The organism is Acetobacter aceti NBRC 14818 (assembly GCF_000193495.2).
Lineage (GTDB): Bacteria > Pseudomonadota > Alphaproteobacteria > Acetobacterales > Acetobacteraceae > Acetobacter > Acetobacter aceti.
Genome location: NZ_AP023410.1, coordinates 2,503,081 through 2,517,450, shown reverse-complemented (window position 1 = coordinate 2,517,450; position 14,370 = coordinate 2,503,081). Strand labels below are relative to the sequence as shown.

Genomic DNA, 14,370 nt, shown 5'->3' with positions numbered 1-14,370 from the left:
CCGCTCTCATAGCGTTTTCAGCCATGTCATGCGATTCCTGCTTTATGATTCATTAGGCAAGATACAGCGTAATATTATCGCTTCCAGCTGCTCCAAGAAACGTCACTGAATTACCATCTGTCAGACCCACAACGAAGTTCCCGTTGATAACCTGCTCTGATGTCACACCCATAATACCAAAATTGGCATCTGTATTCACCACGGCACCGGAAACAGTCACATTTCCTGTCTGGTCACCTGCAATCAGAATATGATCAGTCCCTTGTGTCACATCGATTTGCAATGCACCGGAACCTGCCGTCGAAAGATCCAGACCACCCAGACCCGCGACAATACTGACAGCACCAGACCCCGTCGTCACATCCAGATGCCTGGCGCCTCCCGTAATTGTTCCCGAGGCATCTGAAGAAGCCGTTTGGATGACTTTCAGAGTAGCGTCACCGGAACCTGTATCCTGAACATCAAATGTGCCCGTACCGGTGACGTAGAACTCGGCATTTCCTGAACCAGCGTCATTGAAGTTTGTTGAACCAGCAGCACTCCAAACAGAGACAGTCCCATCATTTTGGGCGACGACGGTGTTGGTTCCACCATCCAGAGCAATCACTCCGTTGTTGACGACAATATCATTCGCCCCCGAGAGAGTGCTGGTCACGGAAACAGACGAGTTATCCGCTTGATTCGACACATCGGTCGTACCTACTGCACTCAACAGAGTCGCTTCTGTTGTATCCGGCGTGGTTGTGCTCTGATCTGTGGATGCCATCAGGGAAGCAGCATTTTCCTGTGAAACACCCGCATTTGCCGCGCCCGTTGCCACAGCATTTTCGCTGGTCGAGACATTTGCACTGGAATCTGTCAACGCAATCCATGGAACGCCATAACTTGCCTGCGGCAATACAGCATCACTTAACGAGCCGATATCCGCAGCAGAAGATACTGTCTGTGCTTTCGTCTGATCTTCCATTGCGGAAGCATCAGTGCTGCTCTTCAGAACAGCGGAACCGTCATTGGCCAGCGTCTGAGAAATACTTGCCGGGCTTCCAAAAACAACAACAGACTCATCACTTCCCAGATCAGATGAAACCTTCGTAGCCACTTCATCAGAAGATGACGCCACCTGATCCTCATCTTCACCGGAAATAGACAGATCAACCGCTGTGGAGAGATCACCTGTTCCCGAAGCCGCAACCGAAGAAGACGGAAAATCGTTCTCTTGTTCCGATCCCAATGATGACTGACTGCTAAGTGTCGTTGAAACTGAGGACACGCCTGCCTGCTGTGTATCGGCAACTGAAGAACGTCCGTACCAGCCGCCTTCCACATAAGCGACCGGAACTTCACTCGTGTTTTTCTCGAGTTTGGCTGAAGCATTACGACTGATGTTGCTCATGAATTCACATTCCATCAGCACCTCACCTTATTACGTCTGCAAGTTTTTCATCTACAGAAGCAACATCGTGATGTGCGGCTTTCGGGAACCGAACAATTGTCCGGCGACAGAGCCCTGACGTTAAGAAAAATTAGTTAACAAATTCTGCACAAACCCTTAAAATCTCATAGAAAATAAGAACAAATACAGAATAAATTGACTCATTTACTTTATTATTATAATAAAAATATACTTTTATAAAAAAAGATACAATCATAATAAGGAGACAACCATCCCAGAAAAAGCTCTCCCCAAGTGATTTGATCAACCAGATTCACTCAAGACAGGAATATCCTGAGCCAGTTCATCAGAAAGCAACGATGCCCTGTCTCCAGAACGCTATGCAAATTCAACGCAGCACGAACAAAAACGAAGAAATCCTGACCAGCACACCAAAACCTTGCTGATCAGGAAAAAACACTCAGAGCTTCACCCAACCGGACAGCTCGGAACGGGCAAGATGTTCCAACAGGTCAATGGCTTGTGGACAGGCATTCAGGCACGGAACAAGCGTCAATTCCTTTCCTCCCGCCGCCATGAACTCATCTCTCAGTTCGTTGCCCAGTTCATCCAGCGTTTCGATACAATCCGCCATGAACCCCGGTGTGATAACGGCGACGCGCGTAATACCCTTTGCGGGCAATGCCGCAACAAACGGAGTTGTGTAGGGCTCCAGCCATTTCGCAGGTCCAAAACGCGACTGAAACGTCAGAGGCATGTCTTCATCGGACAGACCCATGGCAGCACGCAGCGCCACGACCGTCCGTTCGCAATCCTCACGATACGGGTCACCTTTGGCGACATACTCGTTCGGCAACCCATGAAAAGACGTCACGATCATCTGGGGCTTTTCAGACAAACCCGACAGGGCAAGCTGCAATGTCTCGGCAAGAGCCTTGATATAAACAGGATCATCCGCAAACGCCGGCAGGGTGCGGATGGCCGGCTGCCGTCTTACCGTCATCAGAAAACGGAACAGCTGATCATTGGCCGTGGCCGTCGTCGTCGCGCTGTACTGCGGATAAAGCGGCATGAAAAGGATGCGATCACACCCTTCACGCATCAGTTCCGTTACAGCCTCACCTACTGACGGCGAGCCATAACGCATACCCCAACCGACCCGGACATCATCGGTCTGAAATCGCGCCGCCAGCAACTCCGCCTGTTCTCTTGTATAGGTGCGCAGGGGACTTTCGTTTTTTTCCTCGTTCCAGATCCGCTTGTAAGCCTTGCCGCTGCGGCCCGGCCGGACCGTCAGAACCACACCCTGCAATATCGGCTGCCAGATGGCGGGGTTGGCTTCGATCACACGCTGATCGGAGAGAAACTCCGACAGGTACCGACGCACCGCACCAAAATTGGTGTCATCCGGCGTTCCGAGATTGGTGAGCAGCACACCAATGCGTCCACGCCCCATGGGAGCGGCGGCTGCTTCTTGGGATGTGACGTGAATAAAGGCCATAAACATCACCGGACAGTACATCCGACATGATGGCCGGAATAGGAAAGACAGTTAACAGGCCGGGACAGGTCACCTCCGGGGTGCCTGCCTCCAGCCTTTTATGATGAGTGTGCTTTTCGGGTCGCCATAATCGTCGTTCCGGGCTCCGTCGCTGTCGCGGGCAAGACCAGAGAGACCGTTTCACCCGGTGAGAGTTCGCCCATCCGGGCGAGCAGATCACCCCCGACTTCCAGCGAATAAGGCCGTCCGGCAATCTGCACGCGCAGCCCCGTCAGAGGCTGGGGCGCAGGCACCACGAGCCCATGATGATCTGTCAGTTCTATACCTGAGGCCGGAAACAGGCTTCTGGCCGTGTAGAAAGGCATAGGTGCAAACAGAATACCCTCACCCCGTTCCGGAGTCCCGAGCACGACACTTCCGTCCTGTCTGGTGGCGATAAATCCGTTTCGGGCATCGGCATACGGACCTTCGCTGTCCAGAATGCGGAAAGCGAGCGCCACACCCTCCTCCATGACCGGCTCGATCTGCGGCAAAGGCATCGGACGCGTTTCACGCTTGAGCAGCACGAACGGATCCTCGCTTCGCGTCGGGTCGATCCCGAAGATCAGCCCCGGCAAGCCATTGGGTAGATCGGCAGGCGCGCGGGCCACCAACCGGTCATCGAGGGCATCGTTATGCAGAAACCGACCGTAGCTGTCGTAAAGCCAGATTTCATCAGCACGCGGTGTCTCCGCCACAGTTCTCTCCTTGCCGTCATTGTTTCTCCTTCCGGAGAAGCGCGATCGTCAGTCAGACCCTTTTACACCAGTTTTCACGCATTTCCGCATGAGAGAAGAAAGCGCAAGTCCATCCACCTTTTCAAGCGCGACAGGAAAGCCTTCTTCCTCACGGGGATTGGGCAGACTTCGCACCCGTGCCGCATACACATCAATCAGTAGCGTAAAATGCGTAAAGACGTGCTTGACCGTTCCCACACTCGTCCATTGTGGAACAAGAAGCCCCCCGGACACGCGATCGGCAAAAGGAGCGACCGCCTCCGCCTCATCCGTGCTCCACGGTTTCTCCCGCCACTCCGGTCCCGGCAGTTCTATCGTTCCCCCCAGCAACCCCTGCGGAGGACGCCGTCTGACCAGCATCTGACCTGCATCATCCATCAACAGGAAATGCACGCCATGACGGGTGGGACGTTCGGCCTTGGGAGATTTTTTCGGCAGTTCCGCCTGTATGCCAAGTTTCCGCGCCTTGCAGGATTTCTGCCACGGACACAGCACGCAGGCGGGAGAACGGGGCACGCAGAGCGTGGCGCCAAGATCAAACAGGGCCTGCGCGAAGTCCGATGGCCGCTTATGTGCCTCCGGACCACCATTGAGCGTTACGGCCTTGGCCGCCAGCAGCTTCCTCGCTCCCGGCATCGGCTCCTGCACGGCGAAGATACGGGCTGAAATCCGCTCCACATTCCCGTCGACAGGAACGACCGGAATACCGAAAGCAATCGCCGCTATGGCCGCCGCCGTATAAGCTCCAATGCCCGGCAAGGCCTGCAAACCGGTTACATCACGAGGAAATCCCCCCAGACGAACCACCTCCTCCGCGCAGCGATGGAGATTGCGGGCGCGGGAGTAGTAGCCCAGACCTGACCATGCCTGTAGCACTTCGTCCAGTGGAGCACGGGCGAGCGCCGCAATATCAGGGAACCGTTTGAGAAAATTGTGGTAGTAGGGAATGACGGCAGCGACCGTTGTCTGCTGCAGCATGATCTCGCTGATCCAGACATGGTAAGGATCAGCCGTTTCCCCCGGCAAGGCGCGCCAGGGAAGCGTTCTGCGGTTATGGTCGTACCATGCGAGAAGATCTGAGTCTGAGGGAATCACGGAGCCAGTTTATGAAACCCGCACGACCGGCACGCAAGAGCGAGACAGCAACAGCCGAGCCCCCGCGTCGCTCCTTCAAGCCGCGCGATCTGGGCAGCATGATCCCCAACCTGACACGGGAAGCCTTCCGCAAACGCTCGCCTGCAAGCGTGACGCTGTTCATCGACTGGATGCAGATTGTGGGAGAGTCACTCGGAACGCGCACCGAGCCGCGCAAACTGTCAGCGAGCACGCTCACCATTGCCTGCCGTGGCCCTGTCGCCATGGAAATCCAGCACATGCAGACCGCCCTGATTGACCGGATCAACATGTGGTGCGGCCAGCGGATCGTTGAGCGTCTCAAGATGACGCAGGATTTCCAGCCCTCCAGTCAGGCGTCGGGTCGTTCCGTGCGCCGCACGCCCCCCAATGTGCCACCTGTCATCGTTGATGATATGCCGGAAGGACCACTGCGGGATGCCTTGGAAGCGCTGGGCACCCGTCTTGCTGAACGGAACGCCACCCGGAAATAACCCCGAAGCTGCACTCCACTGCCCTGAAAGGGACACGATTCTGGTATTACAGAAACACAGGGCCGAAGTGCAGATAATTTACTTTCGAATCATGGGGACGTGAGAGAAGAGCCCACAATGAACTGCCTGGTGTTTCTTCCGGGTACGAATCACTGACCCAAGAAGAACCCCGGAACCAGGTTTTATGAAAGACTCTCCCGAAACACACGAGCCGGATTTGCAGGCGGATCGAGACTTTCTCATCCGCTGGCGACAGTCATCGGCTCGGGATACCGCCATCATGCTGCGCGCCAGCCTGCTGCGCCGCACCAATCCCGAACTGGTCAAAGACGTGGAAAAGCAGGCGAAGCCGTCACTTTCTCCCGTAGACTGAACCAACAGATCCTAACGAAAACAGGGGCCTTTCGGCCCCTGCTCATTCCGACTGCGTTATTCCACGCGCTGCTTATGGAATGCAGACCAGCTTGCGGTTGATGAACTCCTCGATACCGAACTCGGAGAGCTCCCGGCCATAACCCGAGTTCTTGATGCCACCGAAGGGCATCTCGGGGCCGCCGCCGCCCATCGCATTGATGAACACCATGCCTGTCTCGATCCGCTCGGCGACACGCCAGCCACGCTCGGTGTCCTTCGTGTAGACCGAACCACCCAGCCCAAACGGCGAGTCATTGGCCAGAGCAATGGCCTCTTCCTCGTCACGCACGCGGTAGATCGATGCGATCGGCCCGAAGATCTCCTTGTAGAAGATCGGGTTGTCCTGCGTGATGTCGGTCAGGATACCGGCCTGGATGAAGAAGCCATCCCGATTGAGACGCACGCCACCCGTCAGAAGCTTGGCTCCGCCTTTGACAGCGATATCGACCTGCTCCAGCACGAGCTTCATGGCGTTTTCGCTGCTCATCGGACCATGCGTGTTGTCCTTGTCCAGCGGATCACCATAACGGAACTCGCTGATGGCGGATTTCAGACGCGCGGTGAACTCGTCAGCGACGCTCTCATGAACGATCATGCGCTTTGCAGCGGTGCAGACCTGCCCGTTATTCTCAAAACGACCGAAAATGGCGTTCTGGATGGTCAGGTCCAGATCAGCATCTTCCAGCACGATGAACGCATCCGTGCCGCCAAGCTCCATGGTGCTCTTCTTCAGAGCCTTGCCAGCCTGCGACGCCACGGCGCTGCCTGCGCGTTCGCTGCCCGTCAGGGCCACGCCGCAGACTTCCGGACGCTCGATCAGCTTTTCCGACTGATCGTTGCTGATGAACAGGTTGCTGTAGGCTCCCTCCGGAGCGCCTGCATCAATGAAGAGCTGCTCGAACGCCAGTGCGCACTGCGGCACGGTCGGCGCGTGCTTCACCATGACCGTGTTGCCCGCCATGAGGTTTGGCGCAGCCACGCGGGCAAGCTGGTAATACGGGTAGTTCCACGGCTCGACACAATAGATCACGCCAAGAGACTGGCTGATGACCTGCGCCTTGCTACAGGATGTCTTTATATCCCTGGGAGCAAGGAACTGCTGGGCATTGTCGGCATAATAATCGAGAATATCGGCGGAAAACTCGATCTCACCGATGGATTCACCGATGGACTTGCCCATCTCGGTGGCGATCAGGGACGCGTGCTTTTCCTTGTCGCGACGCAGGGCTTCTGCGGCGGCTTTGACAATCTTTTTGCGCTCTTCGAAGGAACGGTGACGCCAGTCATCTCTCCAGAGCGTATGGGCCTTTTCCAGCCTGGCGATCATCTGAGCGTCGGTATGCTCGTCAAAAGTCTTCTCGACCTTGCCCGTAGTCGGGTTGAGTGTCTTGTAGGCAGACATGACGGTTTCTCCTCTCTGCTATCCGGATAGCAATCCTTACCCGAGCCAAAAGCGGGTGTGCGGCGGCATACTCCAATGATTTTTTCAAAACGAAAAGGGGCGGAGAAGAGGCTTTTGTCCTCATTTGTCTGGTCTTAATATCACACTTATCCATTCAAAATATTCGCAAATATTTATTTATACACCTTAATAATCATCTATTTTTTCAATTCACGAAAGAAATAATTAATCTCCCAATATTAACGAAAACACATTCTTTTCTCGTATTTTCTGGACATCGACCTGACCGGAACCGGTGAACGGCCCATGATGAAACCGCAGACATTTGTCATCAATCCTGAGCGCCAAACAAACCGCAAGGATGCTTTTTTCGCAACAATCCGCACATCCAGCACATCGAAGTTTTCCCGGCAGTGGAGGAGTGGTCCCTCTCTCGAACAGATCTCGTGGCGGACAGCATCATGCCCCCGAGAACCGTTATGTGGAACCAGCTCTCGGCGTGATGATGTCTTATCTGAGACTGTGGAAACATGCCGTCGCCAGCAACCATACCGTTACGGTGCTGGAAAATGACGCGGTCCTGCATAAGAGATGTGACAGTCTGACCCGGCAATTAATGGAGCACCAGGACCCGTTTGATTGCATTGCCTTGGGAGTGAATACCGACTGGCCCATTACATTCCCGATAATGTGTTGATCTGAAATCCCCGGGAACGGAACCCTATACCTCATCAGTCGTTGGGAAATCATGCACGCGGTCACCCAGCAACCCATTTCCGGGAGTGGATGAGATGACCCGCTTTTCTTTCCAGATCTGATGGAGGCATTCATGCCCAAGGACTCCAGTCCTAACCCAAGCATCGATAACGGATTGCATGACCATCCCCCTGGCGCCGGGCACATCAAAACAGAAGATACGGTCGCTCCGGGTGGCGAGCTTCATCAGACCATTGCACATGACGGCGACCATTCTGATGGGGTCGCCCATCTGACCGACAATTTCGGTCACCGGATTTCGGACAACGAAAACTCCCTGAAAGCAGGCAAACGCGGTCCGACCCTGCTGGAAGATTTCATTCTCCGCGAGAAGATTTTCCACTTCGACCACGAACGCATTCCTGAACGTATCGTGCACGCCAGAGGCTCGGGCGCGCACGGTGTGTTCGAATGCACCAAAGCCATTCCCGAACTGACGAAAGCGTCAATCTTTCAGAAGGTCGGTACAACCTGCCCGGTCTTCACACGCATCTCCACGGTGACGGGTGGCGCAGGCTCTGTGGACACGCCTCGCGATGTCCGTGGCTTTGCCGTGAAGTTCTATACTGACAGCGGCAACTGGGATCTGGTCGGCAACAACATTCCGGTCTTCTTCATTCAGGATGCGATAAAATTTCCTGACCTCGTCCACAGCGTGAAGATGGAAGCCGATCGTGGCTATCCTCAGGCAGCCTCCGCCCACGACACGTTCTGGGATTTCGTCAGCCTGATGCCGGAATCACTGCACACGGTCATGTGGGCCATGTCCGATCGCGGCATTCCCCGCTCCCTGCGCATGATCCAAGGGTTCGGCGTCCACACCTTCCGTCTTGTGAATGAGAAGGGTGAAGGAAAATTCGTCAAGTTTCACTGGAAACCGGTGCTCGGCATTGAATCGACCACATGGGACGAAGCCGTCAAAATCGCTGGAAACAATCCCGATTTCCATCGTCAGGATCTCTTTGAAGCGATCAGTCAGGGTCATTTCCCGGCATGGGATCTGGGCATACAGGTGTTCGACGAAGCCTGGGCTGCCAAGCAGCCTTACGATGTGCTGGACGCCACCAAGCTGATTCCGGAAGAAGATATTCCCGTCGAGATCATTGGTCGCATGACGCTCAACCGGAATGTGGACAATTTCTTCGCGGAGACCGAGCAGGTCGCCTTCATGCCGACCAACATCATTCCCGGCATCGACTTCTCCAACGACCCTCTTCTGCAGGGCCGTCTGTTCTCCTATCTCGACACGCAGAAATCCCGTCTGGGAACAACAAACTTCCACCAGATCCCGATCAACGCGCCTAAATGTCCGTTCAGCAATTTCCAGCGGGACGGCATGATGCAGACCCTCCTTCCGGTCGGTCGCGCCAATTATGAGCCGAACAGTCTGGCGGAAGCTGGAGAAACCGGCGGTCCACGCGCCTGTCCGACAACGGGTTTCAAGACGTTCGAAGAAAACGCCGAGGACAATGATCCGACCCGCAAGGTTCGCGTGCGTTCAGAAACCTTCGCCGACCATTACAGCCAGCCACGCATGTATTATCGCTCCCTCACGGAAAGCGAGCAGGCGCATACGGCGTCGGCCATTGTCTTCGAACTCTCGAAGGTTCAGATTCCGCATGTACGGGAACGGATCGTGGCCCAGTTGCGCAATGTTGACGAGTCCCTCGCCAAGCGGGTTGCAACAGGTCTGGCCATAGAGCTGCCGGCGAAGGCGAAGGCCGCCAAGGAACCGATCGATCTGAAGATTTCTGATGCGCTTTCCATTCAGAAACAGGCCAAAAACACCCTGAAAGGCCGTCAGATCGGAATCCTGTTCGCGGAAGGATCGGATCTGGCTGAAATCAAAAAGTTCAAGGATCTGATCGAAGGAAAAGGTGGCACAGCGGTTCTCGTCGCTCCCAAAGTCGGAGGCATTCCGGTCCAGGGCGGCACGCTTGAAGCCGATGGACTGCTCGCCGGATCGCCTTCCGTGCTTTTTGATGGCGTCATCTCCATCCTGATGCCAGATCAGGCCAAGAAACTGTCGCATGATTCTGCGGCTGTGCAGTGGTTCATGGATGCCTACACCCACTGCAAAACCATTGCTCACTGCAAGGGCACGCAGATCATTCTCGACCGTACGGGCGTTGAAAAGGACGATGGCGTTGTCCCGCTCGATGAGTTCGAGAAGGTCGGCGTGAAGCGGCATTGGGCACGCGAGCCAAAAGTGCGCGATCTGGCTTAAAGCCGGGTCATTATACGGGGTGTTGCCCCGTGCCGCACCAAAGGGGGCAGAGTCAGACTCTGCCCCTTTTTTTTGTAAAATATATGCCACCGTAAAGAGTTTTGACTATGGATCGCTTCCCTGAAAGCTGTATTTCTCCCTAGCCATTGCTCCGGCGTGGAAAGAACCTGAACGGCACGGAGCGTGACGGGCGGGTGGAAAGAACCCCAACCGGCAAAACAGGTTCGTCATCCACAGCTGTAAAACGATACAGCTGAACGAGCCGCGCGAGCACGAGAACAGCCTCGGTCATGGCCAGTTGCGCGCCTATGCAGACATGCGGCCCCGCACCAAATGGCAGGAACGTAAACCGCTCCGGCTCCTTCCCGTTCAGAAAACGTCCCGGATCGAACGCCGCAGGATTTTCCCAGAGTTCAGGATTTCTATGCAGCATCCAGAAGGGAAGCAGCATCATCGCGCCACCGGGAGTGGACCGTCCGCAAAGCTCAACGTCATTGACAGCCTCACGCCCTGTCATGAATGCCGGTGGAAAAAGTCTGAGCGCCTCTCGCACCACGGCTGTCGTGACAGTCAGTTTTGGCAAAGCTGCTGCGGCATGATCAGATGACAGATCGATTGAGTGGACCTCTTCCGCTATGGCGTCCTGCCACTCAGGCGCATTGGCCAACAACCAGACAGCCCAGAACAGAGCGGTTGCCGTCGTTTCATGCCCCGCCACAATCATCGTGGCGACTTCATCCACCACGGCCTGACCGGCAACACCGCCTTCCTCTCCAAACGCCTGCATCAGGAGGTCGAAAAGGTCGCGCGCGTCATCCTGCGCGCCAATCTTCGGCCGTTCAGCAATAATCGCCTCAATCAGCGCGACCCAGCGTCGGCGGAAGCGTTTCCGTCGCCAGTCCGTCAGCGTCGGCACTGACGGCGGCAACAGGAAATCTGCCGGACGCGGCTGACCAATCCCCGACATGAAGGACGTCACCATCGTTCGCAACTGCGTACCGAAGGTTTCGCTCGTCATTGAAAACATCGTTACAGCGGCAATATCGAGTGCGAGTGTCTGGGTCAGGGAAAAAACATCGACCGGCTTTTCCATACTGACACGCGGCAGTGTCATATCCGCGCAGGCCGCTATGTGTCTGGCGAGTGTCGGCACCGTCCTCGGTGTAAAAGCTGGCGCCATCGCCTTTCTCTGACGACGCCAGACAGCACCTTCACTGACCAGAATGCCCTCCCCCACAATAGGACTGAGCACACGCCGCCCCATGCGCAGACGCTGAAAGGACGCCGCGTCCGTGGAAAGCACCGCCTTGATGGCCTCCGGTCCGGCTGCAACCACCAGAGGTCTGCCCAGCGCACGGAGCGACAGGACAGGCTCATAAAAACAGCGGGCCGGAAAAGCTCCAAATCCGTTCTGTTTCAGACGGAACAGGACACCGAGGCCTGTGATATCGTCCGACGGCAAGTGCGGCATGGGAGGAGAGAAAAGGACAGCCATATCTGCGAAATAACGGGAAATGAAATGAACGGCCAGTCTGTGAAACATGCAGACAGATATGTCAGAGCGTCAAACGCGCCTTCGCATAAGACTCTTCAGGATTATTCATTTTTACTCCTGACAGTCATCCGTCATTCTGCTGGCCTGCTGATTTCCTCAGTGCAACCAGAAACAAGACTGGAAGATCCTCAAGGGGTTTCTTCCCGTTATGATTCTTTCGGAGTTTCCCACACGATGACATCACTTCCGGAACGAGAAACCGGTTCAAAGGTAGCCCCGTTTATCCTCAACCGCTGGTCACCACGTGCCTTCACACCTGATGAAATCACACAGGAAGATCTGCTCGCTATCCTTGATGCAGGTCGCTGGGCGCCTTCGGCCTACAACGCCCAGCCGTGGCGTTTCATTTACGCACGACGCAACACGCCGGGTTGGGAGCGATTCCTCTCCTGGCTGATCCCATTCAACCGTGCATGGGCGGAAAACGCTTCCGCAATCGTCTATATCGCCTCACGCACCGTCACCGACAGCGCCCGCACAGGCGAACCTATTGAGGCCCCGTCGCACGCTTTCGATGCAGGAGCAGCCAGCGTCCTGATCCAGCTGCAAGCCAATCAGAACGGATGGCACACCCACCCGGTCAGCGGATTCGACAAGGAATTGGCTCACGCCGGTCTGGAACTCCCCGAAGATCATGTCGTGCATGCGGCCATCATCATCGGACATCGCGGCCCTGCAACCCAGCTTCCGGAAAATTTGCAGGAACGGGAAAAGCCTTCGACCCGCATCACACTCGATGCTCTGGCGTCTGAAGGCCATTTCATTCCCCCCACAACGGCATCCTGATCAGCAAGGCGGCGATCAATAAAAGATCGCCGCTTCTGACTCAGATCTGGGATTCTTCCGCCACCACCCGTTCATTGTCGATCCGGTCAAGAAGTTTCTCCAGAGCACGAAATCCCTCTCGCCATATCCCCAGATTTTCCTGATTCCCGATATGACCAACCCTGCCAGCGGGAAACAGGTCTGCGCCCCAGCAATGCGCCATAAACCGGGCACGGGCCGGAGATAGCCACTCATCATTATCGCTTGTCACCAGCACAGATGGAAAACGCAGAGTTCCCTGTGGCAAAGGCGCAAAACCCTTTATCCGCCCTCTTGCCGGAGCCCGTGTTTCCTCCGCGTCTGCGGGCGCTACCAGTAACGCACCGGCAATCTCCAGATCTGCGCAATGAACTGTCAGCAACGCACCCAGACTATGCGCAACAACAAGCACTGATCGCGAACAATGCTGGACTGAAGAGACCAGTGTCTTTTTCCATGTTTCCAGATCAGGGCTGCTCCAGTCATGCTGCTCGACAGAACGCACGGAAATCCCTTGGTGGAGCAGAAAATGTTTCCACAATGACTGCCAGTGATGTTCTCCTGATCCATCCAGACCAGGTACGATCAGCACATCAAACGTCATCAGACGCAGCATGAGAGTTTTCAGTCCAGCATCCATCTCATCATCCAGCCATGAACCCGGATGCGGTAAAAACTTTTCGGAACCGAATGACGAGGCAATCTGCATGACTGGTCTCCTGCTGAGGGAAGTCACTCCATTGGTGCGTCCATGCCGGGTCTATCCCTTAACGGCTTCAAAAGCGGTCCGTCCGGCTGCTTCAAGAACAGCATCCGCCTGTGGTGTATGAATGCGTCCACACAGGACATTCCGATAATGGCGTTCCAGAGGATTGTTCTGACTGAGGCCGGGGTTCCCTGTCACTTCCACAGCCCGCGCCACCGCCGCAATGGCGTTTTCGGTCACAAGACGCTTGATCTGCCCCGCTTCCACCTGCATAATGGTTTCATCCTCTATTTTTGAAAACACACTGTCCAGCAAGGCCTTGTTTGTGAGAAGAAGTCCATCGATCTCACCCAGCACGGTGTGAAAGCGCGGGAGTGTTGAAAGAGGACGCCCCAGCGCCGTGGGCACACGCGCGTTCAGAAAATCAATCAGCCAGTTCCGCGCCGAACGGGCCACCGCATCATAAAGCGCCGCCACGACAGCCGTATGCGCCGTCGCGAGAATCGATGGTTCAGGTTTGCTGCCACTCTCATTGAAATTGATGAGATAGCGTTCTGGTACCTCCACATCTTCAAAGATGATGGTGTCACTTCCCGTCGCTCTCATCCCCAACTGATGCCAGCTTTTCTCAATCCGAACACCGGGGGAGTCGAGTAGCACCAGAATCTGCCCGATACGGGGCGTTTCTTCTTCCGTTGCGCCCCAGACAATGCCCCAATGCAGTGCCGAGGAACCCGTCGAGAAGATTTTGCGACCGGAAAGCAGCCAGCGATCTCCTTCTCGTCGCACGCGTGTCGCCGGAATGCCGCCGCGGGCCGGTGTGCCGAGTTCCGGCTCGACGCGCAGACCGTTGAGCAGCGCTCCCGAATGGACGATGGAATCAAACACTTCCTTCCGCACATCCTCGGACCATGTGCGGGACACGGCAACTTCCAAAGTCTGAAGATACTGCATCGCAAGAATCAGGGCTGTGGACGGATCGCCTTCCGCCACACGGGCAACGATGCGCGCGATCTGACGCAGGCTGATTCCACTTCCCCCATGGCTGCGGGGCACTGCCAGAGCAAGCAGTCCTGCCTTGCGCAAATCATCCAGATTATCGAATCCGATTTCACCACGCCGATCATGATCGGCGGCCCGCTCGGCAAAGCGTCTGACCAGTTCGTCCGGCACTTCGACTTCAGTAAGAGTGGGTTCGATAATCCGTGATCCGTCCATGATCAAAAATA

Annotated in this window: 12 protein-coding genes; 4 read left to right on the top strand and 8 right to left on the bottom strand. The window is 55.6% G+C overall.

Going from position 1 to position 14,370, the window contains the following annotated elements:
- Positions 1-52: 52 nt before the first annotated feature.
- From EMQ_RS11585 to EMQ_RS11570, 4 genes are all read right to left on the bottom strand, one after another.
- Positions 53-1,393: a hypothetical protein gene (locus EMQ_RS11585; protein ID WP_231367938.1), complete on the bottom strand. Its 1,341-nt coding sequence runs from the start codon at positions 1,391-1,393 to the stop codon at positions 53-55.
- A gap of 460 nt (positions 1,394-1,853) precedes the next feature.
- Positions 1,854-2,894 carry a ferrochelatase gene (gene hemH / locus EMQ_RS11580; protein ID WP_026200059.1) on the bottom strand — a complete coding sequence of 347 codons (1,041 nt, stop codon included), beginning with the start codon at positions 2,892-2,894 and terminating at the stop codon, positions 1,854-1,856.
- Between the two features lie 98 nt (positions 2,895-2,992).
- The gene (locus EMQ_RS11575; RefSeq protein ID WP_010666522.1) at positions 2,993-3,631 is read right to left on the bottom strand and encodes a hypothetical protein; all 639 of its coding nucleotides are present in this window, start codon (positions 3,629-3,631) and stop codon (positions 2,993-2,995) included.
- Positions 3,632-3,679: 48 nt separating this feature from the next.
- Positions 3,680-4,765 carry an A/G-specific adenine glycosylase gene (locus EMQ_RS11570; RefSeq protein ID WP_026200060.1) on the bottom strand — a complete coding sequence of 362 codons (1,086 nt, stop codon included), beginning with the start codon at positions 4,763-4,765 and terminating at the stop codon, positions 3,680-3,682.
- 11 nt (positions 4,766-4,776) lie between these two features.
- Here EMQ_RS11570 and EMQ_RS11565 point away from each other — a divergent pair, with 11 nt between their 5' ends.
- Both EMQ_RS11565 and EMQ_RS11560 read left to right on the top strand, forming a co-directional pair.
- A complete protein-coding gene (locus tag EMQ_RS11565; protein ID WP_010666524.1) occupies positions 4,777-5,277 on the top strand; it encodes a DUF721 domain-containing protein in 501 nt (166 codons plus the stop codon).
- Between the two features lie 184 nt (positions 5,278-5,461).
- Positions 5,462-5,650 carry a hypothetical protein gene (locus tag EMQ_RS11560; protein ID WP_010666525.1) on the top strand — a complete coding sequence of 63 codons (189 nt, stop codon included), beginning with the start codon at positions 5,462-5,464 and terminating at the stop codon, positions 5,648-5,650.
- A gap of 72 nt (positions 5,651-5,722) precedes the next feature.
- Here EMQ_RS11560 and EMQ_RS11555 read toward each other — a convergent pair whose 3' ends face one another.
- The gene (locus tag EMQ_RS11555) at positions 5,723-7,093 is read right to left on the bottom strand and encodes an NAD-dependent succinate-semialdehyde dehydrogenase (RefSeq protein ID WP_018307973.1); all 1,371 of its coding nucleotides are present in this window, start codon (positions 7,091-7,093) and stop codon (positions 5,723-5,725) included.
- Positions 7,094-7,922: 829 nt separating this feature from the next.
- On the opposite strand from EMQ_RS11555, the gene EMQ_RS11545 reads away from it, so the two are divergent.
- The gene (locus EMQ_RS11545) at positions 7,923-10,076 is read left to right on the top strand and encodes a catalase (RefSeq protein WP_132012090.1); all 2,154 of its coding nucleotides are present in this window, start codon (positions 7,923-7,925) and stop codon (positions 10,074-10,076) included.
- Positions 10,077-10,215: 139 nt separating this feature from the next.
- On the opposite strand, the gene EMQ_RS11540 is transcribed toward EMQ_RS11545, so the two are convergent.
- Positions 10,216-11,571, bottom strand: a complete 1,356-nt coding sequence (locus tag EMQ_RS11540; RefSeq protein WP_026200061.1) for a cytochrome P450 — start codon at positions 11,569-11,571, stop codon at positions 10,216-10,218.
- Positions 11,572-11,805: 234 nt separating this feature from the next.
- On the opposite strand from EMQ_RS11540, the gene EMQ_RS11535 reads away from it, so the two are divergent.
- The gene (locus EMQ_RS11535) at positions 11,806-12,417 is read left to right on the top strand and encodes a nitroreductase family protein (RefSeq protein WP_026200062.1); all 612 of its coding nucleotides are present in this window, start codon (positions 11,806-11,808) and stop codon (positions 12,415-12,417) included.
- Positions 12,418-12,457: 40 nt separating this feature from the next.
- Here the strand turns inward: EMQ_RS11535 and EMQ_RS11530 are convergent, their stop codons facing one another.
- The gene (locus tag EMQ_RS11530) at positions 12,458-13,144 is read right to left on the bottom strand and encodes an RBBP9/YdeN family alpha/beta hydrolase (RefSeq protein ID WP_010669270.1); all 687 of its coding nucleotides are present in this window, start codon (positions 13,142-13,144) and stop codon (positions 12,458-12,460) included.
- A gap of 51 nt (positions 13,145-13,195) precedes the next feature.
- Complete coding sequence (locus EMQ_RS11525) at positions 13,196-14,359, bottom strand: acyl-CoA dehydrogenase family protein (RefSeq protein WP_018307978.1); 1,164 nt, start codon at positions 14,357-14,359, stop codon at positions 13,196-13,198.
- Positions 14,360-14,370: the final 11 nt, after the last annotated feature.

What these genes read in the sequence shown, in the direction of transcription:
- EMQ_RS11525 (WP_018307978.1), bottom strand. Translation starts at nt 14,359, where the DNA reads ATGGACGGATCACGGATTATCGAACCCACTCTTACTGAAGTCGAAGTG.
- EMQ_RS11565 (WP_010666524.1), top strand. Translation starts at nt 4,777, where the DNA reads ATGAAACCCGCACGACCGGCACGCAAGAGCGAGACAGCAACAGCCGAG.
- EMQ_RS11585 (WP_231367938.1), bottom strand. Translation starts at nt 1,393, where the DNA reads ATGAGCAACATCAGTCGTAATGCTTCAGCCAAACTCGAGAAAAACACG.
- EMQ_RS11530 (WP_010669270.1), bottom strand. Translation starts at nt 13,144, where the DNA reads ATGCAGATTGCCTCGTCATTCGGTTCCGAAAAGTTTTTACCGCATCCG.
- hemH (WP_026200059.1), bottom strand. Translation starts at nt 2,894, where the DNA reads ATGGCCTTTATTCACGTCACATCCCAAGAAGCAGCCGCCGCTCCCATG.
- EMQ_RS11545 (WP_132012090.1), top strand. Translation starts at nt 7,923, where the DNA reads ATGCCCAAGGACTCCAGTCCTAACCCAAGCATCGATAACGGATTGCAT.
- EMQ_RS11555 (WP_018307973.1), bottom strand. Translation starts at nt 7,093, where the DNA reads ATGTCTGCCTACAAGACACTCAACCCGACTACGGGCAAGGTCGAGAAG.
- EMQ_RS11560 (WP_010666525.1), top strand. Translation starts at nt 5,462, where the DNA reads ATGAAAGACTCTCCCGAAACACACGAGCCGGATTTGCAGGCGGATCGA.
- EMQ_RS11540 (WP_026200061.1), bottom strand. Translation starts at nt 11,571, where the DNA reads ATGGCTGTCCTTTTCTCTCCTCCCATGCCGCACTTGCCGTCGGACGAT.
- EMQ_RS11535 (WP_026200062.1), top strand. Translation starts at nt 11,806, where the DNA reads ATGACATCACTTCCGGAACGAGAAACCGGTTCAAAGGTAGCCCCGTTT.